Annotated in this window: 21 protein-coding genes; 8 read left to right on the top strand and 13 right to left on the bottom strand. The window is 66.4% G+C overall.

The window, feature by feature from the left end:
• Nucleotides 1-161 precede the first annotated feature (161 nt).
• Nucleotides 162-1,343 carry a Na+/H+ antiporter NhaA gene (nhaA, locus tag CHB99_RS02160; RefSeq protein ID WP_042122823.1) on the top strand — a complete coding sequence of 394 codons (1,182 nt, stop codon included), beginning with the start codon at nt 162-164 and terminating at the stop codon, nt 1,341-1,343.
• A gap of 68 nt (nt 1,344-1,411) precedes the next feature.
• Here the strand turns inward: nhaA and CHB99_RS02155 are convergent, their stop codons facing one another.
• Complete coding sequence (locus tag CHB99_RS02155; RefSeq protein ID WP_042122822.1) at nt 1,412-1,876, bottom strand: outer membrane lipoprotein; 465 nt, start codon at nt 1,874-1,876, stop codon at nt 1,412-1,414.
• Nucleotides 1,877-2,021: 145 nt separating this feature from the next.
• Here CHB99_RS02155 and CHB99_RS02150 point away from each other — a divergent pair, with 145 nt between their 5' ends.
• Entirely contained in the window at nt 2,022-2,258 is a 237-nt protein-coding gene (locus CHB99_RS02150) for a hypothetical protein (protein ID WP_042122820.1), read from the top strand.
• On the opposite strand, the gene pdxH is transcribed toward CHB99_RS02150, so the two are convergent.
• The 5 genes from pdxH to dinG form a co-directional block, all read right to left on the bottom strand.
• Nucleotides 2,255-2,902 carry a pyridoxamine 5'-phosphate oxidase gene (pdxH, locus tag CHB99_RS02145; protein WP_042122818.1) on the bottom strand — a complete coding sequence of 216 codons (648 nt, stop codon included), beginning with the start codon at nt 2,900-2,902 and terminating at the stop codon, nt 2,255-2,257. The two genes, CHB99_RS02150 and pdxH, sit on opposite strands and share 4 nt — an antisense overlap.
• Before the next feature lie 21 nt (nt 2,903-2,923).
• On the bottom strand, nt 2,924-3,928 hold the full coding sequence (locus tag CHB99_RS02140; protein ID WP_042122815.1) for an OmpA family protein: 1,005 nt from the start codon (nt 3,926-3,928) through the stop codon (nt 2,924-2,926).
• An 88-nt stretch (nt 3,929-4,016) separates the two neighbouring features.
• On the bottom strand, nt 4,017-5,162 hold the full coding sequence (locus CHB99_RS02135; protein ID WP_042122813.1) for an EstA family serine hydrolase: 1,146 nt from the start codon (nt 5,160-5,162) through the stop codon (nt 4,017-4,019).
• 106 nt (nt 5,163-5,268) lie between these two features.
• Nucleotides 5,269-7,530: a beta-galactosidase gene (locus CHB99_RS02130; protein WP_042122811.1), complete on the bottom strand. Its 2,262-nt coding sequence runs from the start codon at nt 7,528-7,530 to the stop codon at nt 5,269-5,271.
• Nucleotides 7,531-7,704: 174 nt separating this feature from the next.
• Nucleotides 7,705-9,849, bottom strand: coding sequence for an ATP-dependent DNA helicase DinG (gene dinG / locus CHB99_RS02125; RefSeq protein WP_042122810.1), 2,145 nt, complete (start codon nt 9,847-9,849; stop codon nt 7,705-7,707).
• Nucleotides 9,850-9,948: 99 nt separating this feature from the next.
• Here dinG and CHB99_RS02120 point away from each other — a divergent pair, with 99 nt between their 5' ends.
• Nucleotides 9,949-10,413 (top strand): CopD family protein, encoded by a 465-nt coding sequence (locus CHB99_RS02120; protein ID WP_042122808.1) that lies wholly within the window; start codon nt 9,949-9,951, stop codon nt 10,411-10,413.
• 51 nt (nt 10,414-10,464) lie between these two features.
• On the opposite strand, the gene CHB99_RS02115 is transcribed toward CHB99_RS02120, so the two are convergent.
• The 4 genes from CHB99_RS02115 to CHB99_RS02100 all read right to left on the bottom strand — a co-directional run bounded on the left by CHB99_RS02115 (nt 10,465) and on the right by CHB99_RS02100 (nt 13,085).
• Nucleotides 10,465-11,223 carry a hypothetical protein gene (locus CHB99_RS02115; protein WP_042122806.1) on the bottom strand — a complete coding sequence of 253 codons (759 nt, stop codon included), beginning with the start codon at nt 11,221-11,223 and terminating at the stop codon, nt 10,465-10,467.
• Nucleotides 11,216-11,491, bottom strand: a complete 276-nt coding sequence (locus tag CHB99_RS02110; protein ID WP_042122804.1) for a DUF1145 domain-containing protein — start codon at nt 11,489-11,491, stop codon at nt 11,216-11,218. The genes CHB99_RS02115 and CHB99_RS02110 overlap by 8 nt, the downstream gene beginning before the upstream one ends.
• A gap of 84 nt (nt 11,492-11,575) precedes the next feature.
• Nucleotides 11,576-12,298 carry a PA1041 family peptidoglycan-binding anchor lipoprotein gene (locus CHB99_RS02105; RefSeq protein WP_042122802.1) on the bottom strand — a complete coding sequence of 241 codons (723 nt, stop codon included), beginning with the start codon at nt 12,296-12,298 and terminating at the stop codon, nt 11,576-11,578.
• A gap of 91 nt (nt 12,299-12,389) precedes the next feature.
• Complete coding sequence (locus tag CHB99_RS02100; RefSeq protein ID WP_042122800.1) at nt 12,390-13,085, bottom strand: PA1041 family peptidoglycan-binding anchor lipoprotein; 696 nt, start codon at nt 13,083-13,085, stop codon at nt 12,390-12,392.
• A gap of 149 nt (nt 13,086-13,234) precedes the next feature.
• On the opposite strand from CHB99_RS02100, the gene CHB99_RS02095 reads away from it, so the two are divergent.
• The 5 genes from CHB99_RS02095 to CHB99_RS02075 all read left to right on the top strand — a co-directional run bounded on the left by CHB99_RS02095 (nt 13,235) and on the right by CHB99_RS02075 (nt 17,795).
• A complete protein-coding gene (locus tag CHB99_RS02095; RefSeq protein ID WP_042122798.1) occupies nt 13,235-13,729 on the top strand; it encodes a DUF6231 family protein in 495 nt (164 codons plus the stop codon).
• Nucleotides 13,730-13,733: 4 nt separating this feature from the next.
• Nucleotides 13,734-14,210: a YchJ family protein gene (locus CHB99_RS02090; RefSeq protein WP_042122796.1), complete on the top strand. Its 477-nt coding sequence runs from the start codon at nt 13,734-13,736 to the stop codon at nt 14,208-14,210.
• Nucleotides 14,211-14,288: 78 nt separating this feature from the next.
• On the top strand, nt 14,289-14,495 hold the full coding sequence (locus CHB99_RS02085; RefSeq protein ID WP_042122794.1) for an SEC-C metal-binding domain-containing protein: 207 nt from the start codon (nt 14,289-14,291) through the stop codon (nt 14,493-14,495).
• A 119-nt stretch (nt 14,496-14,614) separates the two neighbouring features.
• Nucleotides 14,615-15,256 (top strand): glutathione binding-like protein, encoded by a 642-nt coding sequence (locus CHB99_RS02080; RefSeq protein WP_042122793.1) that lies wholly within the window; start codon nt 14,615-14,617, stop codon nt 15,254-15,256.
• 115 nt (nt 15,257-15,371) lie between these two features.
• Nucleotides 15,372-17,795 carry a penicillin acylase family protein gene (locus CHB99_RS02075; RefSeq protein WP_042122791.1) on the top strand — a complete coding sequence of 808 codons (2,424 nt, stop codon included), beginning with the start codon at nt 15,372-15,374 and terminating at the stop codon, nt 17,793-17,795.
• 44 nt (nt 17,796-17,839) lie between these two features.
• On the opposite strand, the gene CHB99_RS02070 is transcribed toward CHB99_RS02075, so the two are convergent.
• The 3 genes from CHB99_RS02070 to CHB99_RS02060 all read right to left on the bottom strand — a co-directional run bounded on the left by CHB99_RS02070 (nt 17,840) and on the right by CHB99_RS02060 (nt 21,971).
• Nucleotides 17,840-19,447 (bottom strand): mechanosensitive ion channel family protein, encoded by a 1,608-nt coding sequence (locus CHB99_RS02070; RefSeq protein WP_042122789.1) that lies wholly within the window; start codon nt 19,445-19,447, stop codon nt 17,840-17,842.
• Nucleotides 19,448-19,594: 147 nt separating this feature from the next.
• A complete protein-coding gene (locus CHB99_RS02065; protein WP_042122787.1) occupies nt 19,595-21,085 on the bottom strand; it encodes an MFS transporter in 1,491 nt (496 codons plus the stop codon).
• Entirely contained in the window at nt 20,982-21,971 is a 990-nt protein-coding gene (locus tag CHB99_RS02060; protein ID WP_084702616.1) for a prephenate dehydrogenase dimerization domain-containing protein, read from the bottom strand. Before CHB99_RS02060 ends, CHB99_RS02065 begins: the two co-directional genes overlap by 104 nt.
• Nucleotide 21,972 lies beyond the last annotated feature (1 nt).

Raw genomic sequence — 21,972 nt, 5'->3', positions numbered from 1 at the left:
ACCGTCCTTACAAGCAAATCCCTACACGCTTGCCAGAAAAGCCCGATAGCCATGGAAAACTTGAAACAGCTTATAACAAAAAAGAATATAATTTTTATTTTATTGAATAACACAACCGGTTAGGGTGGTCAGCCTTTTTGCAATTCGATGGAGGAGCAACCTTGCCTCTGCGTAGCACATTCACCCGATTCTTCCAGCTGGAAGCCGCCAGCGGTCTGTTACTGATCGCCGCTGCGGTACTGGCCCTGATCGTCAACAACTCCCCCCTTTCCTGGCTGTACAACGGCCTGCTCGAAGTCCCGGTGGCGGTACAGATCGGTGCGCTGAGCATCGCCAAGCCGCTGCTGCTGTGGATCAACGACGGCCTGATGGCCCTGTTCTTCCTGCTCATCGGCCTGGAGGTCAAGCGCGAGCTGGTGGAAGGCCACCTGTCGAAGCCGTCCCAGGTGGTCCTGCCCGGTGCCGCGGCCGTCGGCGGCATGCTGGTGCCGGCGCTGATCTACTGGTTCCTCAACCGCGACAATCCCGCCGCCATCGCCGGCTGGGCGATTCCCACCGCCACCGACATTGCCTTCGCCCTCGGCGTGCTGGCCCTGCTCGGCAAGCGCGTGCCGGTCTCGCTGAAGCTGTTCCTGATGACCCTGGCGATCATCGACGACCTCGGCGCGATCATCATCATCGCCCTGTTCTACTCCGGCGCGCTGTCCACCCTGTCGCTGATGCTGGCGGCGGCCTGCCTGGTGGCGCTGATCGCCATGAACCGGTTCGGCGTGGTCAAGCTCGGACCTTACCTGGTGGTCGGCCTGATCCTCTGGGTCTGCGTGCTGAAGAGCGGCGTCCACGCCACCCTCGCCGGCGTCACTCTGGCCCTGTGCATCCCGCTGCGCACGCGCAACGCCGAAACCTCGCCGCTGCTCACGCTGGAGCATGCGCTGCACCCGTGGGTGGCTTACGGCATCCTGCCGCTGTTCGCCTTCGCCAACGCCGGCGTATCGCTGGCCGGGGTAACCCTCGAGAGCTTCACCCACGCGGTGCCCCTGGGCATCGCCGTCGGTCTGCTGGTGGGCAAGACCATCGGCGTGTTCGGCCTGACCTGGATCGCCATCAAGCTCGGTCTTGCCGCCCTGCCCGCCGGCGCCAACTGGGGGCAGATCCTCGGCGTGGCGATCCTCTGCGGCATCGGCTTCACCATGAGCCTGTTCGTCGGCTCCCTGGCCTTCGTGCCCGGCGCCAGCGAGTACGCAGGCATGGACCGCATGGGCATCCTCACCGGCTCGATCCTCGCCGCGATCATCGGCTACACCATCACCGCGCTGTCCAGCCCGAAACAGCCGGCCAGCTGATTCGCAGGCAAGAAAAAACCCCGAGCGGCGCGAGCCGGCTCGGGGTTTTCGCTTTCTGGCGCTATCGCTCAGTGGCTGACGCGGCTGGTGCCATTGACGGTCATGATGCGTACGCGCTCGCCGACCCGGAAAATCTCGTTTTCCTGAACCTGCTGCACGTAGGCGCGCATGCTGCCGTCGTCCTCGCGCACGGTGATTTCCACGCCCTGGGTACGGGTCAGGCCCTCTTCCGCGGCGGAACCCGCCAGGCCACCGGCTACCGCACCGATCACCGCGGCGACGATGCTGCCGCGGCCGCCACCGATGGCGCTACCGGCGACACCACCGACGACCGCACCGGCGCCACCGCCGATCGGGGTCTTGGTGCCTTCGATCTTCACCGGGCGCAGGGATTCGATAGTGCCCACGCGAACGGTCTGCACGCGACGCGCCTCGTCCCGGGAATAGGAATCGCCGGACAGGTTGGAGGCACAACCGCCCAGCAACAGCGACATCGTGGTGAACGACGCGACCAGCAGTACAGACTTACGCATAGGATCATCTCCTCAAGACAGGTGCTCATTAGACTGCGCGCATTGACGACTGTCACGATGCACCCAGGGAAAAATTGCTTCCATTCAGCTTCAGTACAGGCAGCAGACCCTGAATCATCAGAAGACTTGGGAAACAAGAATAGACATGGATTACTTCATCATCGCCATCACCACCGTGGCCGGCCTGTATTTCCACGGCTGGCTGTATGTGCGGATCAGACGCTGGACCGACCGCGACCTGGCCCTGTCGTTCGCCGGCAAGGACGAGGGCAAGCGCGCATTCATGCTGCAACGGCTGGAGGCCGCACGGACGCAGAAGGTCAAGAGGAAGGAGCTGGCGACCTGGCTGGAACGCGAGGCCGCCGGCTATCAGGGCGGTTAAGGCGCCAGCCGCTCGCGCAGCCAGGCGCCATCTTGCAGGCGGTAATTGAGGCGGTCATGCAGGCGACTGGCGCGCCCCTGCCAGAACTCGACACGCTCCGGCAGCAGGCGGTAGCCCCCCCAGTGCTCGGGGCAGTGCGGCTGACTGTCGCTGAAACGCTGCTCGGTGGCCTTGAGCAGGTCTTCCAGTTCGCCACGGTCGGCAATCACCCGGCTCTGCGGTGAGGCCCAGGCGCCCAGGCGACTGCCCAGCGGTCGCACCTGGTAATAGGCATCGGACTCTTCGGCCGAGACCTTGACCACCCGCCCCTCGATGCGCACCTGGCGCTCCAGCGCCGGCCAGAAGAACGTCATGGCGGCGAACGGGTTGGCCTGCAGGTGCTGGCCCTTGGCGCTCTCGTAGTTGGTGAAGAAGGTGAAGCCCTGTTCGTCGAGGCCCTTGAGCAACAGGACGCGGCAGTGCGGCCGACCTTGTGCGTCGACGGTGGCGAGGGTCATCGCATTGGCTTCCACCGGGGCCTGCTCGGTCTTCACCGCGTCGGCGAACCATTGGTGGAACAGCGCGAAGGGCTCCGTCGGGGCCTGGGCCTCGGCCAGGCCATCGCGGGTGTAGTCACGGCGCATATCAGCCAGGGATTGAGTCATCTACAGCGTTCCTTGAGAGTATCAGTTGGTCTTCGCAGGGCTGTTGTTGGCCGCGACTTTCTTCGCCGCGGGCTCGGCTTTTTTAGCAGCCGGTTTGGCTGGAGCCGCTTTTTTCGGGGTCGCGGCGGTTTTCGCCGGCGCGGCTTTCTTCGCAGCAGCGCCCTTGGCCGGGGCTTTCGCCGCTGGCTTGGCGGCGGCCTTGGCGGCTGGCTTGGCCGCGGTGGCCGGCTTGGCGTCCTGCACGGCGACCAGTTCGGCCGGGCTCGGCGTCGGCTGCTGGTACTTGGCAAGCAGCGCGACCATGGTCGCCTGCGGGGTCAGGATCATTTCCACCCGACGGTTCAGCGAACGGCCCTGGGCGCTGTCGTTGGCCGCGCGCGGTGCCACCGCGCCCATGCCGCGCAGGTTCAGGCGGTCACGCTGCAGGCCGCTCAGGCGGAAGATCGCCGACACCGACTGGGCACGCTCCAGGCTCAACTTCTGATTGGCCACGGCGGCGCCACTGCTGTCGGCATGGCCGAGGACCAGCACGGCAGTCTTGCTGTCGATTTCGACGATCTTGGCGACCCGGGTGATAGGGCCGAGGGAAATCGGCAGGAGCATGGCCGGACGGTCCGGGTTGTAGCCACTGTCCACCGGCAGGGTCACCACCAGCACGTCTTCGCGGCGTTCCAGTTCCAGCTTGCTGTCCTTGATCGCCTCGCGCAGCTTCGGCTCGTAGCTGTCCAGCCAGGCCTGGGTCGCCTTGACGTCGATCTTCGGTACCGCGGCGGTCTTCGCGGCGGCCTTGTCGTCGCTGCCACCAAACGGCCACCACCAGTTACCGCCTTCGGACTTGGCTTCCGACTTGGCTTCGACCTTGGCCACCTTCTCGTTCACGGCATCCTTCACGTCCTGGTCGGCCACCTTGTCCGAGCCGAACGGCCACCAACTGCTACCGCCGGCGGCGCTATCGTTCTGGGGATGCTGGGCGCAACCAGTGATGGCCAGGCACAGAGCGAGAGCTAAGGTTTTATGTGAAGACATCAGCGATACACCATGAAAATGAAAGAAAAAATACGAACAAAGTGGTTGCAGAATAGCCAATGACGGCGCCGCGCACAGCGGCAACCGATCAAAGGCAGCTTGCCAGGACCCGCACCAGTTTCTGCGCGCGAGGGTCCATGAGGACGTAAGGGCCCATCGTATTGGTGACGAAACCGAAGGCGACATCGTGCTCCGGGTCGGCGAAGCCCACCGATCCGCCGGCCCCCGGGTGACCGAAGGCACGGGCACCGAGGCCGAAGGTAGCGTTGGCCACGTCCGGCTGGTCGAGCATGCAGCCCAGGCCGAAACGGGTGCGGGTCAGCAGGGTCTTGTCGTCGCCCAGGCTGTGCTCGCGGGTCAGTTCGTCAAGCAGTTCCGACTCCAGCAGGCTGCCGTCGAGCAGGCCGGCGTAGAAACCAGCGAGGCTGCGGGCGTTGCCGTGGCCATTGGCCGCGGGTTGCTGCATGCGGCGCCATTCCGGCTTGTTGGTGCTGGTGAGGATCGCCGGCGGGTTGGTGAAGGCGCGGGTCGACAGGGCCTCGGGTTCGCGCATGGTCACCTGCAACAGGCGCTGCGCCGCTTCGTCGCCAAGGTTGCCCTTGCCCCGGGCGATGTGGGCGACACGGTGGAACTCCGCGTCGTCCAGACCGATATGGAAATCCAGCCCCAGGGGTTTGGCCGTGCGCGCGACGATGGACTCCCCCGGACCGCGACCATCGACACGGCGGATCAGCTCGCCGACCAGCCAGCCATAGGTGATTGCCGCGTAGCCATGGGCGGTACCCGGCGTCCACCACGGCGCTTCGGCGGCCAGCGCGTCGGTCATGGCCTGCCAGTCGTACAGCGCTTCGGCGGGCAGCAACTCGCGGATCGCCGGCAGACCGGCCTGGTGGCAGAGCAACTGACGCAGGGTCACCGCTTCCTTGCCGGCCTGGGCGAACTCGGGCCAGTAGCGGGCCACCGGCGCATCCAGTTGCAGCTTGCCTTCGCCCACCAGTTGCAGGGCGGTAACCGCGGCGAAAGGTTTGGTACAGGAAAACAGGTTGGCGATGGTGTCGCTGTGCCACGCCTCCTGGCCGTCCTTGTCGGCGCTGCCGGCCCAGAGGTCCAGCACGGTTTCGCCACCGACCTGGATGCACAACGCCGCGCCGCGTTCCTGGGGATCGTCGAAGAGGGCCGCGAAGGCCTCGCGTACCGCCTCGAACTCGAGCTCGAAATGACCCTGAATCTGCACCCGGCGACTCCTGCGCAACCTGTCTGGAAAGTGGCGGGCATTGTTTCAGCCCGCGAGGGATTTGGGAACAGACGCGGGTCAGACCGCGTCTTTATTCATCTGGGATTCAGGGTTTGACCGCTTCACTCTTCGCCTCACGAGGTGCCGGCGGCGTACCGACGATAGCTTTCTCCACCTGCAGGTTGGCTTTGCGCACCTGCTCGATGAAGCCCTGGTAGGGCAGATCGGTGATGGCCACCAAGCCGAAATGACCATTCTCGCCATCCAGCAGGCGCCCGCTGGCCGGCTGGTCGAAGAACTGGAACCAGTGCGCGCCGACGATCGCCGGCTCGGCCAGGGCTGCCTTGAGGAAGGCCGCATAGGCGGGGCCGCGGTCTTCCTCGCGGGCGACCTCCATCGGTCCCGGCCAGAACGGCCCGCGATCGCGGGAGCCGAAATGGAACTCGGAGACCAGGATCGGCTTGTCCAGCGCGCGCAACCGGGCGAAGTCGTAGCCGTCCTGGGGCTTGGGCGTATAGAAGTTGAAGCTCAGCACGTCGCAATACTGGGCGCAGGCCGCCACCGCTTCCGGTGTGGTGACGGCGAAGCGGCCACCGAGCAGCAGGTGATTCGGCGCGTGCCACTTGAGCGCATCGGAGATCGTCTTGAAATAGGCGTCGGCGAACGAGCGCTGGAAGTGCTTGAAATCCTCTTCGATCTGCGGGTGCTCGGCGCTCGGCAGCGGCGGTTCGAAGCCTGGATCCTCCATCAGTTCCCAGGCCGTGAGCTGGATCCCCCAGGCCTTGGACAGGCCCTCCTGGTTGCGGTACTTGTCGCGCAACTGCTTGAGGAAGGCCCGTTTGGCCGGCACGTCGGTGGTCAGGCGCAGGGTGCCGTAGGCCAGGCCGTAGCGCGACCTGGGATCGTCGCCGGGCGCGGCCCAGGCCAGTTCGTTGTCGGCGAAGTAACCGATCAGCCAGGGATCGTCGCGGTGGTCGCGGGCGGCGATGGCCACGGCACGCTCGGTGGCCATGGCGAAGCGCGGGTCGAACGGGTCGGGCATGGCGCCCCACCAGTCCATGCCGGTGCTGATGCTGGCGTAGTCGCCGACGATGGCCAGCGGCAGGGTATAGGGCACCCGCTGCGCCTGGCCCAGGCTGGCCTCGCTCCAGTTGCCGAGGGTGTTGAAGCCCCAGGCCTGCAGCCGATCGAGGCTGTGGCTCTGCCAGCGCGCGGCGTCGAAGGCCGGCACCGGGCAAGGCGCGGTTGGCTGTTCCGCGGCCGGTTTTGCGCAGGGCTGGCCATGGCCACGTTCGAGGTTGGCGGCATAGAAGTCGAACCAGCGGCCCTGATTGAAGGCGCGCCCCCGCGACGAGGCATTGCCGTCGTTGTTGTTGCCCTCGCCGTAGAAGGTCGCCAGGGGCGAATCCGCGGCTGGCAGTTCGCTGAACATCTGCTCGCGGCCGGCCACGTAGGTGCGGCCCGGCTCGTCGTTCACCGCGTTGACCCCCAGGGAGTAGAACGGATGGCCTTCCGGAGTCACCAGGTACCAGCGGTCATCGCGCTTGACCGTGCGAAAGAAGCCCTTGGCATCGAAGGTCTGCCCGCCGGTCCAGCCGCCGAAGCGGTCCAGTGGCTGCTTCTGGCGCTCGGCCAGCCAGGTCTTCAGCTGTTGCTGCTCCCTGGCCGCGGCGCTCTTCAGTTGTTCGTCGCTGCCGACCTTTTCCGGCCAGCGACCACGGGAGAACTGGCCGTAGCCATCGATCAGCCCGGCGTAGGCGGCCTTTTGCAGGCGATCGTCGTCCTGCACGTTGATCCGTTCGATCAGCACGCTCTGGGCGACATTCGGCTGGTTCATCGACAGGGTCACGGCGCTGACCCGACTCAAGTCCAGCTCACCGCTGCTGCTGCCGACCAGCACACGCTGGCCTTCGAAGGTCCAGGGCATCGGCGGGCCGGCGCGCATGCCCTGGCTCAGCGGCGAGCTGGCCTGCAGCGGAACCACCACGGTCTGCGCCGGACCGGCGGGCAGGTCGATGCGGCTGGTGAGGGTCTTGCCGTCGGCGCTCTCGATACTGACATCGACGGTCAGGGCCCAGTCCATGCCGCTTTGCAGGCGCAGGGTCAGGGCCTTCTGCGCCGACCAGTCCCACACGCCAGCCTGCGGACTCATGCGCAGGTTCGGCCGCTGCGCCGGGTTGAACACCACCCGCCGCAGCACCTCGCCTTCGGCCGTCTGCTCCGCGTTGTACTGCGGCAGGCTGGCATCCCCGGTCGCCACCGTGACCACCGAGGTCGGACGCACGAAGTTGAACAGCGTCTGTTGCCCGGCCAGCAGGGGCTGGCTGATCAACAGTGCGATAACGGCAGGCAGGGTACGGCGCAGCATGGGGGTGTGGTTCTCCTTGAGAGGGCCGGGTTCGGCCTTGATTCCGACGAGTAGACAACGAATTCGGGACCGCGTTGCGGTCCTTTCGCGGGCAAGCCGCGCGCCTACGAAACGCGCGCGTCTTCTGTAGGAGCGTGGCTTGCCCGCGAAGGCCTGCAAAGCAGGCCCGGAAGACTAAGAGATTTCCCGCCTGAACGGCGGCAGCGCATTGAGAATAGCCTTGCCATAACGCTGAGTGACCACCCGGCGATCCAGCAGGGTGATGGTCCCGCGGTCCTCTTCGGTCCGCAGCAGCCGACCGCAGGCCTGGATCAACTTGAGCGAGGCATCCGGCACGGCGATCTCCATGAACGGATTGCCGCCCCTGGCCTCGATCCACTCGGCCAGCGCCGCCTCCACCGGATCATCCGGCACGGCGAAGGGGATCTTGGCGATGACCACGTGTTCGCAGTAGGCACCCGGCAGGTCGACGCCCTCGGCGAAACTGGCCAGACCGAACAGCACGCTGGACTCACCGCCGTCGACCCGCGCCTTGTGCTTGTTGAGGGTTTCCTGCTTGGACAGGTTGCCCTGGATGAAGACCTGCCGGCGCCAGTCGCGGTCGAGGCCGTCGAACACGTCCTGCATCTGCTTGCGCGAGGAGAACAGCACCAGCGACCCGCGCGAGCCTTCCACCAGGTCCGGCAGGTCGCGAATGATCGCCGCGGTGTGGGCGGCGGCATCGCGCGGGTCGGCGCGCAGGTCGGGCACCCGCAGCACGCCGGCATCGGTATGGTGGAACGGGCTCGGCACCACCGCGGTGATCGCTGCCTTGGGCAGGCCCGAGCGCATGCGGAAACGATCGAAGGTCCCCAGCGCGGTCAGGGTCGCGGAGGTCACCAGAGCACCGTGGGCGACGCTCCACAGATTGCGCCGGAGCATCTCGGCGGCCAGGATCGGGCTGGCGTTGACTTCGATGTCGAACAGCGCCCCGCTCTCGGCCAGGGTCAGCCAGCGCGCCATCGGCGGGCTGTCTTCCGGGTCTTCGGCGGTGAACGCGGTCCACAGTTCCCAGTTGCCCTGGGCCCGGGTCAGCAGGGTGCCGAACAGCGGATACCATTCCTCGGCCTGATGGCTGGCGATACCGATGTTGACCTCGCCGTCCATGCCTTCCTTGAGCAGGTCGGCGAGACGGGTGAACAGGTCGTTGAGGCGGGCGAACCCCTTCTTCAGTTCGATGCCGATCTCGCGGATATGCTCCGGCACCACGCCACCGACGAAGCGGTGACGAGGACGCTCGCGGCCCTCCATGTCCTCGCTGGGACGGAAGTCGGCGACCTGCTCGCAGGCGCTGAACATGAACTGCTGGTGGGTCTTGATCTCCCGTGCCAGCTCCGGCACCTGTTCGATGTACTTGCCCAGGTCGCCCGGCAGCGGGTGCTGGGCCAGCAGCTTGGTCAGGTTCTTCGCGGTCTGTTCCAGCCAGTCGGCGGTGGAACGCAGGCGGCTGTAGTGGGCGAAGTGGCCAATGGCCTTGTCCGGCAGGTGATGGCCTTCGTCGAACACGTAGATGGTGTCGCGCGGGTCCGGCAGCACGGCGCCGCCACCCAGGGCCAGGTCGGCGAGGACCATGTCGTGGTTGGTGACGATCACGTCGACCTTGCCCATGCCCTCGCGGGCCTTATAGAAGGTGCACTGGCCGAAGTTCGGGCAATGGCGCCCGGTGCACTGGCTGTGGTCGGTGGTGACCCGCGCCCAGTCCTGGTCTTCGAGGGCGGTGGACCAACTGTCGCGATCGCCGTCCCAGCGGTTGCCGGCGAGCTTTTCGATCATGCTGTTGAACAGCTTCTGGCTGGCCTCGTCCACCTCGATCTTGAAGCCTTCCTCCTCGAACAACTGCGCGGTGGCGCTCTGCGCGTGGCCTTCCTGCAGCAGCAGGTCGAGCTTGGACAGGCACAGGTAGCGACCGCGGCCCTTGGCCAGGGCGAAGCTGAAGTTCAGGCCGCTGTTGCGCATCAGGTCCGGCAGGTCCTTGAACACGATCTGTTCCTGCAGGGCGACGGTGGCGGTGGCGATCACCAGGCGCTTGCCGGCGGCCTTGGCCGCGGGGATCGAGGCCAGGCTGTAGGCCACGGTCTTGCCAGTACCGGTGCCGGCCTCCACCGCGACCACCGCGGGATCGCCGCTGCGCCGGCCTTCGTCGTCGACGTCGATGTCGCCGAGCACCTTGGCGACTTCGGCGATCATCAGGCGCTGGCCATAGCGCGGCTTGAGGCTCTTGGCTTCGAGGAAACGCGAATAGGCGCCCTGAATCTGGGACTTGAGTTCGTTGCTGATCATGGTCTCGGGCGCCCGCGGAGGGCTGGATATATTTTCAGTGTTTTCGATGAGCCGGCTATCATACCCCGCTATTGTCCTTTGCGCCGAACGGAGTGCCCGATGACCGCCTTTGCCCTTCCCTACAGCCTGCATGTCCTGGCCGCCCTGGTCTGGGTCGGCGGCATGTTCTTCGCCTGGATGGTCCTGCGCCCGGCGGCCGCCAGCGTCCTCGAAGGCCCCGCCCGCCTGCAGTTGTGGCTGGAAGTGTTTCCGCGTTTTTTCAGCTGGGTGTGGATCGCGATCCTCGTCCTGGCGATCAGTGGCGTCGGCATGCTGCACATGCACTTCGGCACGCTGGACAGCGCACCGCGGCATGTGCAGGTGATGATTGGCGGCGGGATCGCGATGTTCGCCCTGTTCATGCGGATCCAGAGCCTGCTGCTGCCGGAATTGCGCAAGGCGGTGGAAGCCGGTGACTGGGCCGCGGGCGCCGCGGTGCTGGGACGGATTCGCCGGTTGGTGGGGATCAATCTGCTGCTGGGGATTGCCGTGGTGCTGGTGGCGACCTCGAGGTTGTCTTTCTGACTCGATGGCCTCATCGCTGGCAAGCGATGAGGCCATCGAGAACAAAGAAGATCAGAGGCGCTGGACGCTCAGTTCTCCAGCCGCCCCCGCCATCCCCGGCTGACCGGCCGCCCCGGGCCGGCCATTGGCCCCGGCCTCGGTGCGATACACCAGGCAGCCCTTGCTCGCACCACCCTGCCCCGCCTTGCCGGCCGCACCCGCGACGCCCGGCGCACCGCCTTCCAGGCGCACCTTGATCTGCTCCGCCGGATAATCGGCCGGCACCACCAAATGCACCCGACCACCCGCGGCGCCGTCATGGCCATTGCCGCCATCGTCGCCATTGGCCCCGCGACTCGCCGAACCCCAGGTGCAGCCACCGGCCTTGCCGTTGGCCCCATCGAGGCCGACATACCCCGGCGCACCCGCGCCACCGCGGGCATCGATCGACAGCAACGGTGCCTGGACCTGCCGCAGACGCAGGTCCAGGCTGCGCCCCGGCCTGGCCGCACGCTCGTAGTTGCCCGCCGCGCCGGTGGCGCTGATCAGGCTGCCTTCGGCCAACTGCGCCCGGGCCACTTCGATACGCAGGGTTTCTTCGGCCGATACCACGGAAATCCGCGCATCGCGCCCCAGCGTCAGTTGATCGATCTTCAGCTCCACCAGGCTCGCCGGCAGCACCAGGCTGGCCGCCTCCGCCACCTCGAGGCGTTCCAGGTGAACGACACTGGCCTTGCTCGCCAGACGCAACACCGAATGCGGTGCCACGCTCAGGGAATCGGCCAGGACCAGCGGGCTGAACAACGCGGTCAACAGCATCAGCTTACGCATGCGGAACTTCCTTGCGGGGTGCGGGGATGGAAAGAATATGGAAGATGCCCACCAGCAGGATCTGCAGGCGGTCGAACCAGCGGTGACTGCGCTCGCGCAGGCGACCGTTGTAGAACAGTACTTCGAGAAAATGCAGCCCCAGCAACGCCGCCCCGGCCAGGTTGATCATCTGATGGAAGGGTTTTTCCGCGGGAATCAGCAGATTCACCAGCACCACCCACCAGAACACCACGGTCAGGGCCTTGAAGAATCCCAGCAAGCCTTTCATTGCCTTACCTCTTCAATGGTTCGCGTCAGCCGTGGCAGCCCGCCCGGAGACAGACTGCCACCATAGCCGCTGGCGTCCCCTCGATCAATTGAGGTGCAGGTCTACCCGGCGGTTCTGCGCACGACCGGCATCGCTCTGGTTGTCGGCCACCGGATCGCTTTCGCCACGCCCCTCGCTGCTGACCTTCTGCGGCGTGATCCCGGCATTGATCAGGTAGGTCGCGACACTGCCGGCGCGGCGCTCGGACAGGCCCTGGTTGTAGGCATCGCTACCCTGGCTGTCGGTGTGCCCGACCACACGAATGGTGCGCACCTGCGGATTGCTCAGTTTCTCGACCAGCCCCTGCAACTGCTGCTGGGCGGCCGCCGTGAGCTCAGCGGAGTCGAAGGCGAACAGCACGTTGCCCTGATCACTCAGGGTGATCACCTCCGGAGGGGTCGCTTGCGGCTCGGCGGGTTTCTGCGAGGGCGGATACTGCGGCGCCGGGCAGCCGTTGTGCTCCACTGGCGTGTTCGCCGGCGTATCCGGGCAGCGGTCGCGGCGGTCGAACACCCCATCACCGTCCTCGTCGCCATCCTGGGCATAACAGATCAACCCACCGGCGATCGCCCCGGCCGCCGCGCCACCGCCAGCCCAGGCCGAACTTTCGATGGCGCCGAGACCGCCACCAAGCAGGCCGCCGAGCAGGCTGCAGATCGGCCAGGTCCGCTGGTTGAGCGGCGCGCTGCCATCGCTGTGGGTTGCACATCCTGAAAGAAGGCCCGCCGCCAGCAACATGGGCAGCGCGACCTTGGTAAGTGCGGTCATGGGGAAATGCCTCCTGTGTTACCGGCCATTACCGGTCACACAGGAGTAAAGACCGGCCCATGGCACTTCACAAGCCACGGGCCGCGAGGTTTCAACGCTGGATCTTGATCTCGGTACGACGGTTCTGCGCACGACCATCCGCGGTACTGTTGTCGGCCACAGGCTGACTTTCACCCATGCCGCTCACCGAAACGAAGCTGGCCTGCGGGACGCCGCTTTCGACCAGATAACGCACCACCGAGTGCGCTCGCTTGTCGGAGAGCTGCTTGTTATAGGCATCGGTGCCGACACTGTCGGTATGCCCGGTGACGGTCAGACGGGCGCTCGCCGATTCCTGACGCAGGCGCTCGGCGATGACGTTGAGGCGCTGCTTGTCGCTGGCGGTGAGCTTGTCGGAGTCGAAGGCGAAGTGCACGTCGCGGATGACGATGGTTTCTTCCTTGACCACCACGACTTCCTCGACCACTGGCGCGGCCGGCTCAGGCGGGCAACCGTTGGCATCGACCTGTACGCCACGCGGGGTGCCAGGGCACTTGTCGCGGCTGTCCGGCACACCATCGCCGTCTTCGTCGCCATCGCCGTGGACCCAGCAATAGGCGGCGGCCATGGTGCCACCGACCAAGGCGCCCCAGCCGGCCCAACTGCTGCTCTCGATAGCGCCCAGCGCGGCGCCGCCTACACCCCCGACGGCAGCACACTTCGGCCAGTCGGTTTTTTGCAAACCTGCGCAACCAGTCAAAACGCTGGTCAGCAGAACCAGAGGTAAAACTGTGCGAACTATGCTCATTTGTTGCGTCTCCATGGGGGGAACTCGGTGGGAACCGATCAATGGGAGTAAAGACCGCTGAAACCATCTCCGCCAGCAATAAGCCATGGCGCCCCTTTGCCTGGGCGTGGTTGCCCGCTAGTCTTGGCGGGATCAGATGAGGACCTTCGATGACCGACAGCTTTTCTTCGCGCACGCCGCAACAGGCTCTGGCGGCGCTGCTCGAACACCATGCGCCGCAACGCCTGTTGCTGGTCGGCGCGCGTTTCCCCGCCCTGGAGGCCTTCGCCGCCGCGCACCCGCAGTCCAGTATCGACGTCGCCGCCCCCGGGCCGTTGCCGACCGAACTGGCCGGCAAGCGCTACGACCTGGCCCTGCTGGTGGACTGTCTGGAGCACCTGGCCAAGCGCAGTGGCCTGGAACTGCTCGGCGGCATCCGCAATCTCAACGCGAGCCGCATCGCGGTGCTCGCCGACCTCGCCGCGAGCGGCTGGGAAGACACCGATTTCTACGCGCTGGCCTTGCAGGCCAACGAACGCTTCCAGCGCGAGGAACAGGTGCTCGGCCTGTACACCTACGATCTGCGCGACTACAAGCAGGTCCCGGACTGGCTCAACGCCAAGTTCTGGGCCAATCCGCAAAACTTCGGCAAGTACTGGTGGTGACGCGATGAGTGTTTCGGTTTGTCCCTGCGGCAGCGGCGATCTGCTGGACGCCTGCTGCGGGCATTATCACGCCGGCCAGCCGGCCCCGGATGCGCAGACCCTGATGCGTTCGCGCTACAGCGCCTATGTGCTGGGCCTGGTGGACTACCTGGTGGCCACCACCCTGCCGGTGCAGCAGGCCGGCCTCGATCGGCAGAGCATCGCCGCCTGGAGCGCGCAAAGCACCTGGCTCGGCCTGGAGGTGGAATCGGCGGAGGTCTTCGGCGGCCAGCCCGAGCATGCCTTCGTCACCTTCACCGCGCGCTGGCACGACCTCGACGGCGAACACAGCCACCGCGAACGCTCGGCCTTCGTGCAGAACCAGGGCCGCTGGTACTTCATCGACCCGACCGTGGGCCTCAAGGCCGGACGCAACGACGCCTGCCCCTGCGCCAGTGGACAGAAGTACAAGAAGTGCTGTTCGAGCTACGTCGGTGCCTGAACGGCGATGCGCGGCGGGCTGCGCTCGTCGCGCAGTGGTGCGATAATCCCCGGCGATTTTTTCCCGGAGCAACCCGCAATGAGCCAGCAACCCCACGTCCACGGTCCTGACTGCAATCACGACCACGATCACGACCATCATCACCATGACCACGGCCACGTGCATGGCCCGCACTGCAACCACGGCCCACAGGAGCCGGTGCGCAACGCGCTGAAGGATGTCGGCCGCAACGACCCTTGCCCGTGCGGCAGCGAGAAGAAATTCAAGAAGTGCCACGGCGCCTGAGCGCGCCGCCCTGTAACAGCGGTCTGGCTTTGTGATATCCATTGCTCCGACCGCTGCGCGCCAGCGCGGCAGACCGACGGCAGCGCTCATCCTGCTGCCGTCTCCTGACGGAGCGCCTCATGATCGATCTGTATTACTGGACCACCCCCAACGGCCACAAGATCAGCCTGTTCCTTGAGGAGACCGGCCTTCCCTACCGGATCCATCCGATCAATATCGGCAAGGGCGAGCAATTCGCCGCCGACTTCCTGAAAATCGCCCCCAACAACCGCATCCCGGCCATCGTCGACAACGACGCCGTGGACGGCCAGCCGCTGGCGTTGTTCGAATCCGGCGCGATCCTGCTCTATCTCGCGGAAAAGACCGGCCAGTTCATCCCCAGGGACCTGCGCGGCCGCCAGGAAACCCTGCAGTGGCTGTTCTGGCAGATGGGCGGCCTCGGCCCGATGGCCGGGCAGAACCATCACTTCAATCGCTTCGCACCGGAGAAGGTGCCCTACGCGATCAAGCGCTACGTCGACGAAACCGCGCGGCTGTACGGCGTGCTGAACAAACGCCTGAGCGACCGACCGTTCGTCGCCGGCGAGGCCTACAGCATCGCCGACATGGCGATCTACCCGTGGATCGTGCCGCACACCTTCCAGCAGCAGGATCTTGCCGACTTCCCTCATCTGAAGGCCTGGTTCGAGCGAATTCAGGCGCGTCCGGCGACCCAGCGCGCCTACGCCCTGGTCGACAGGATCAATCCGCCGCAGAACTAAGCACCATGGCCAGCGCGGCGCTTTGAAAATAAAGCGCCCGCCCCTGCTTGCACGGCGTGCGAGCGCTCACTAACGTAGCGCCTTTCAGCCGCCACCCCCTTGCAGGAGCCTTGCCATGGCCTCGCCAGCCTTTTCCCTTTCCCGTCTTCGCCTCGGCGTCGTCGCGGCCGCGCTCGGCCTGGCGGGTTGCCAGACCGGCAACTACGCCGACAGCGTACCGCCCACGGTCGGGGTGCAACCGCTCAAAGGCCTGGCGCAGAACGTCTCGGTACGGCGCAATGCCCAGGGCATGCCGCTGATCGAAAGCAGTTCGTTCCACGATGCCCTGTTCAGCCTTGGCTACGTGCATGCCTCCGACCGCATCGGGCAGATGCTCGGCATGCGCCTGCTGGCCCAGGGGCGCCTGTCCGAGATGGCCGGCGCCGATGCGCTGGAAGTCGACCGCTTCATGCGCGCGGCCAACCTGCGCCAGAGCGCCAACCAGCTCTACAGCGACGCTTCGCCACGCCTGAAGCGCTTCTTCGAGGTCTACGCCCGCGGGGTCAACGCCTACCTGTTCCGCTACCGCGACAAGCTGCCATCGCCGGTGGCCGGCTACCGGCCGGAATACTGGAAGGCCGAGGACTCGGCGCTGCTCTTCGCCCTGTACAGCTTCAGCCAGTCGGTCAACCTGCAGGAAGAGATCGCCGCCCTGACCCTGGCGCAGAAAGTCGGCGCCGACAAACTCGCCTGGCTGCTGCCGAACTACCCGGACGAACCGCTCAACGATGCCGAGGCGGCCAAGCTCAAGGGGCTGAACCTCGCCAGCCAGCTCAGCGGCCTGGCGCCCGTGGCGGCGGTCAGCGAACAACTGGCGGCATTCAATGTGCTGGGCAGCGCCAACTCGGCCAGCTGGGCCATCACCGCGCAACGCAGCCGCAACGGCAAGAGCCTGCTGGCCAGCGACAACCAGGGCGCCTGGGCGCTCAGCCCGGTGCAGATCCGCACCACCAAGTACCAGGCCGCCGGCTTCAGCCTGCCGGGCCTGCCGATGATCCTCTCCGGCTTCAACGGCGCCCTCGCCTGGAGCGGCAGCACCGCCATGGGCGACAACCAGGACCTGTACCTGGAAAAACTGCGCCGCCAGGGCAGCCAGTTGCAGTACGAAACCGATGGTCGCTGGCAGAACGCGCGGGTGCGCAACGAGACCTACTTCATCAAGGGTCGCGGGGCGCAGCGCGAAGTGATCTACGAAACCGCCCACGGCGCCCTGCTCACCGGCGACAAGGGCAGTCTCGGCCTGGCCCTGAAGATGCCTTCCCTGGCGGGCGACAAAAGCCTGGATGCGTTCTTCGACCTGTCGCGGGCACGCAACGTCGAACGGGCTTTCGAGGCCAGCCGCGAGATCGGCGCGGTGCCGCTGAACATGGTCATCGCCGATGCCAGCAATGTCGGCTGGCAGGTCACCGGTCGCTACCCGAACCGCCGCGAAGGCCAGGGCCTGGTGCCCTCGCCGGGCTGGGAAAGCCGCTACGACTGGGACGGCTACGCCGACGCCATGCTCCACCCCTACGACCAGGACCCGGCGCAAGGCTGGCTGGGCAATGCCGCCCAGCGCAGCGCGCCGCGGGGCTACGGCATGCAGCTGTCCAACAGCTGGTCCTACCCGGAGCGCGCCGAGCGCCTGGCGCAACTGGCCGGCAACGGCAAGCACGACGCGCGCAGCCTGATCGCCATGCAGAACGACCAGACCACCCTGTTCGCCGGCAAGCTCAAGGCGATGTTCGAAGCGCCGGGCATGGCCCAGGCGCTGAAGAAGGCCATCGATGCCCTGCCCGCCGAACAGAAGGCCAGGGCCCGCGAAGCCTATACCCGGCTGATGGCCTTCGACGGTCGCCTGAGCCAGACCTCCGCCGACGCCGCCATCTACGAGCTGTTCCTGCAGCAGAGTGCGCGGCTGACCTTCCTCGACGAGTTGGGACCGGAGTCCAGCCCGGCATGGCAGGCGTTCGTCGCCAATGCCCGGCTGTCCTACTCGGCCCAGGCCGACCACCTGCTGGGCCGCGACGACAGCCCGTTCTGGGATGACCGCACGACCCCGACGGTGGAAGACAAACCGACCGTCCTCGCCCGCAGCCTGGCCGCGGCGATCAGCGCCGGCGAGCAGCAGTTGGGCAGCGACCGGCGTGGCTGGCAGTGGGGCAAGCTGCACCAGTACCAGTGGCCGGTGGCCAATCTGTTCGGCATCGGCGACAAGCTCGACCGCCGCGCCCAGGCCAGCGGTGGCGACCACAGCACCCTGAGCGCCTCACCCTTCGCCTGGGGTCAGGACTTCAAGGCCAGCCTGGCGCCAGCGCAGCGCATGGTGGTGGATTTCGGCCAGGCCGAACCGCTGCAGTTGCTGAGCAGCAGCGGCCAGTCCGGCAACCCGGCCAGCCCGCAGTTCGCCAACGGCCTGGATGCCTGGTTCCGCGGGCAGTACCAGAGCGTGCCGCTGCAGGGACAGAACTACGAGCGGGTGTATGGCAGCAAACGCCTGACCCTGGTGCCTGGCAAATAAACCACGGGGCAACGCCTGCTGCGGCCTAAAACCGACGCGGACATCTAGGTCTTGTCCGGATCCCGCGCCGGTGCGGTAAACCACTGCTCGCGTGGCACCCACTTGGCCTTTTCGGGATCGTCGTAGTAATGCGGCGACATGATCTGCACGCCGTACTCGTTGAACACGTCCTGGATATTGGCGTGCAGCAGGCTCAGCAACTCCGCCCGCGGTCGCGGCTCGCTGGGTATCGCCTGGGCCACCAGGCGGTATTGCGGGTAGAAGTCCGACAGACCGGTCTGGAACACCTGTGGCGGTGGATCGTCGCGCACGCCATCGGTGCGCCGCGCGGCCTCCAGCAGCATCGCCTCGACCTGCCGCCACGGCGTGTCGTAGCCGATGGTCACCGTGGTATCGACGATGTAGCCGACCCCCTGGACCACCCGCGAATAGTTGCGCGTCACCGAGCCGGTGATCAGCGAGTTGGGCAATGTCAGCACCTCGCCCAAACCGGTGCGGATGGTGGTGTTGAAGACCCCGACCTCGGTCACCGTACCTTCATGGTCGCCTATCCGTACGTACTCGCCGCTGCGCAGCGTGCGCGAGTAGGTCAGGATCAGCCCCGCCGCGGCCTGCCCCACGACGCTGGACGCACCGAGGGAAATCATCAGCCCCAGCAGCACCGACAGGCCCTTGAAGGCATCGGTGCCGGAGCCCGGCAGGTAGGGATAGGCCATGACCAGCGCGAACAGCCAGATCGCCAGGGAAGTCAGGCGCGTGGTCGGTTGCAGGGTTTCCGTGGTGAGCCAGCCAAGGGTGCCGGGGCGTGCCAGGCGCACCAGCAGATGACGGCAGAAGCTGCTGGACGCACGGGCAATGAAGAAGATCACCAGTGCGACGACGATGCCGGGAATCGCCTCAAGCACGCCATTCAACAGATAGCGCAGCAGCTCCAGCAGGTAGAGGTCGAGGCTTTCGCCCCACGGCCGGGTGTAGGGAAAGCGCGACAGCACGTAGCTCAGCCACTGGTAGCTGAGCAGGCACAGCAGCAGCCAGTAGAACAGCCGCAGCAGGCCGTCCATCAGCACATAGACATGATGCAGGTCGAACAGTGGCATCTGCCCCACCTTGATCTGCCGGGTGCGGTCATGCATCAACCGGGGCAGCAGTGCGGACAATCTGTTGCGGCCATGGCCCAACGCCTTCATCAGCCCCAGATAGAGCAACGTCGCCAACGCCGACCAAGCCAGGGCCTTGGCCAGGAAACGCAGGCTGCGCGCCTCGCGGGTTTCCGCCAGGACCTGGCGCAACTTGCCCGCGGCCTGCTCCGCGAGGGTGCGGGTGTCGCTGTCGGTCGGCCCCAGGTCGCGCTCCGAGACGATGAACGCACGTCGCCCACCCAGCAGTACCAATTGGCTGTTCAAGATCGGATCGACGCTGACGCGCGGCTCATCGTCGCCATGCAGGGCTTCATCGATGACCGCGGCAGCGCGTTGCACGCGCACCGCCGGCGTCTCGCCGAGCAGGGTGGCGCGGAAGGTGAACAGGGTGCGATTGGCGACACGCAGGTCGGCCGTCGTGCCGCTGTCGGCGGTTTCCAGGGTTTCGCCGGCCAGCCCCAGCGTCGGCACGAGCAGGCACAACCACAGCAGGACTCTGGGCAACCGCGTCATGGTGAAGGCTCCCTGGACAATGACAATCGATCCCGGCATTACGGCTGCCTGCACTAACCATAGTCATTGTCCGGGCGACGCGAATCGGACTTTTCCAGCGCCCGCGGGTTACAACAGGATCAGCCCTTGCGAGGCAGGGTTCCAATGTCACATGCGTGTTCCACGCAACCCTCGCAAGGTAAACAGCGCAAACAGCACCACCCCCAACGCCACCACCCCGCTGGTGGAGCTCACGCCGTCACGAAACGCGGCGTTCACCGCCGACAGCACGCCGCCGCCCTCTTGCAACGCATGCGCCCCACCCAGCGTCTCGGCGGCCCGCACCACCTCCTCGGACACGCCCTCCGGCAACACCAGCGACAGACGATAGAGGGCCGCCACCGCCCCACCGATCAGGGTGGTGCCCAGCACCACTCCCATCTCGTACGCCGTCTCGCTGACCGACGAGGCACTCCCCGCCCGCTCCGCCGGCACGCTGCACAGCACCAGGTCATTGGACACGCTGGTGATCGCCGCCACGCTGACGTTCAGCAGCAGGAAGGCGATGCCCAGGCTCGGCACGCTGGCCTCGACCAGCGCCATCACGGCGAAGGCCCCCGCCGCCAGCAGCAGGCAGGCGCTGATCAGGCGGTTGGGCGCAACCCGACGGGCGACCGTGACCACCGCCATCCCGGCCAGGAGCGCCAGCACCTGGCCCGGCACCAGAATCAGGCACGCCGCCAGCGGCGACAGGCCGAACACCAGTTGCAGCAGTTGCGTGGCGAAGAAGATGAAGCCAACCAGCAACCCCAGACTCACCAGATTGACCAGGATCGACACGCTGAACGCGCGGTGCCGAAACAGGCGCAGGTCGAGCAGCGGCTGCTCCAGTTGCAACTGCCGGCGCACGAACGACAGCCCCCAGGCCACCCCCGCCAGCAGGCACAGCAACGCCTGGGCGTCGAAACCACGGGTGGCGGCCTGCTTGAGCGCCAGCATCACGCAGGTCATGGCCGCCAGGCTGAGCAGGATGCTCGGCACATCCACCGACCCGCCCGCCTGTCGCTCGGTGTCGTTGATCGAAGGCGCCAGCAGCAGAACCGGCAGGAGAAACGGCAGGGCCACCAGAAACACCGCCGGCCAGTCGAAGAACTGCAGCAGCACCCCGCCGAGCAACGGCCCCAGGGCCGAGCCAAGGGTCAGGCAGGTGGCCCACACCGCCACGGCGAGACGGCGCTCCTCGCGGTCGTCGAAAGCACTGCGGATCAGGGCCAGGGTCGCGGGCAGGATCATCGCCCCGAACACCCCGAGCAAGGCCCGCCCGGCGATCAACTGCCAGTCCTGCCAGGACAGGGCCAGCAACAGCGACACCACGGCGAAGCCGCCGCAGCCGATGAACAGCAGGCGGCGGTGGCCGAAGCGATCACCGCTGCTGCCCATGGTCACCAGCAGTGCGGCCAGCACCAGCGAGTAGGCATCGATCATCCAGAGTTGGGCCGCGGCGGAAGGGTTGAGCGCCACGGCGATGCGTGGCAGGGCGAAATTGAGGATGGTGTTATCGATGGTGACCAGCAGCACCGGCAGCATGATCACCAGCAACGCCGCCCCCTTGCTGCGGTCTCTGAGCATCGAGAACAGAGGGCTTGCCGCTTGCTGCATCGTGGGTCTCTCCCTGAGTGGTGTTCAACAGACTGAAAAGCCGGGCGCACATCCGTGCGTGGTGGTCGTGGCTGGCGCCGAGGTAGTCGCGCACCGCGTCGAGTTCGGCGACGAAGGCGTCCGGCGTGTCCTGGCGGCAGAACTGATGCAGCAGATCCAGGCCCGCCGCCAGGTACTCGCGCTGCCGCGCGCCGTGGCGGTTGTGGCGCTGGATGTCCCAGTAGGTTTGCGGCGGGTTGTCGAGGATGCGCGCGCACAGGCCGAGCAGGGCCTGCATCGGCGGCGGCGCCAGCGCCGCGAGCAGCGCCGGGTCGCATTCGCTGCGCTGCACGGCCAGGGCGAACGCCAGCACCGCGGCGTGCGGCAGGGTCTGGCATACCGCCATCAGGCGGTCATGTTCGTCCGGCCGCAAGCGGCTGACCCGCATCCCGCACGCTTGCAGCAGCCCGGCGAAGTCATCGCCCGCCGCGCCAGGCTCGCGCTCGCAAAGCAGCAGCGGGCGCCCGCGACAATCCAGGGTCGGCGAAAACATCGGGTTGATCCCCAGCGACGGCAAGTGGGGCAACAGCCGTATCGCCCGGGCCTGAAAAGGCTGCTGCACCGAGCAGGTGTTGATCAGCAGACGCAGCGAAGGCAGGCGCGGCGCATAACGCTCCAGCACCTGCAGAGCGACCTCCTCCGGCAGCGCCAGGATCAGCACGGTGGCGGCCTGGAGCAATTCCGGAGCCTCTTCGGGCAACTCCATGGCATCCATGACCCGCTGGTCGAAGGCCCGTCCCGCCGGCTCCCGGTCGATGACGATCGGTGCATGCCCGGCGTCGGCCAGCAGGCCGGCGATGAAGCGCCCGACGATGCCGGCGCCGCCGACGATCAGATACTTGTCCATG

It is taken from the genome of Pseudomonas japonica, assembly GCF_900188455.1.
In the GTDB taxonomy this organism is placed as follows: domain Bacteria; phylum Pseudomonadota; class Gammaproteobacteria; order Pseudomonadales; family Pseudomonadaceae; genus Aquipseudomonas; species Aquipseudomonas japonica.
This window is presented reverse-complemented; position numbering and strand designations above follow the sequence as displayed.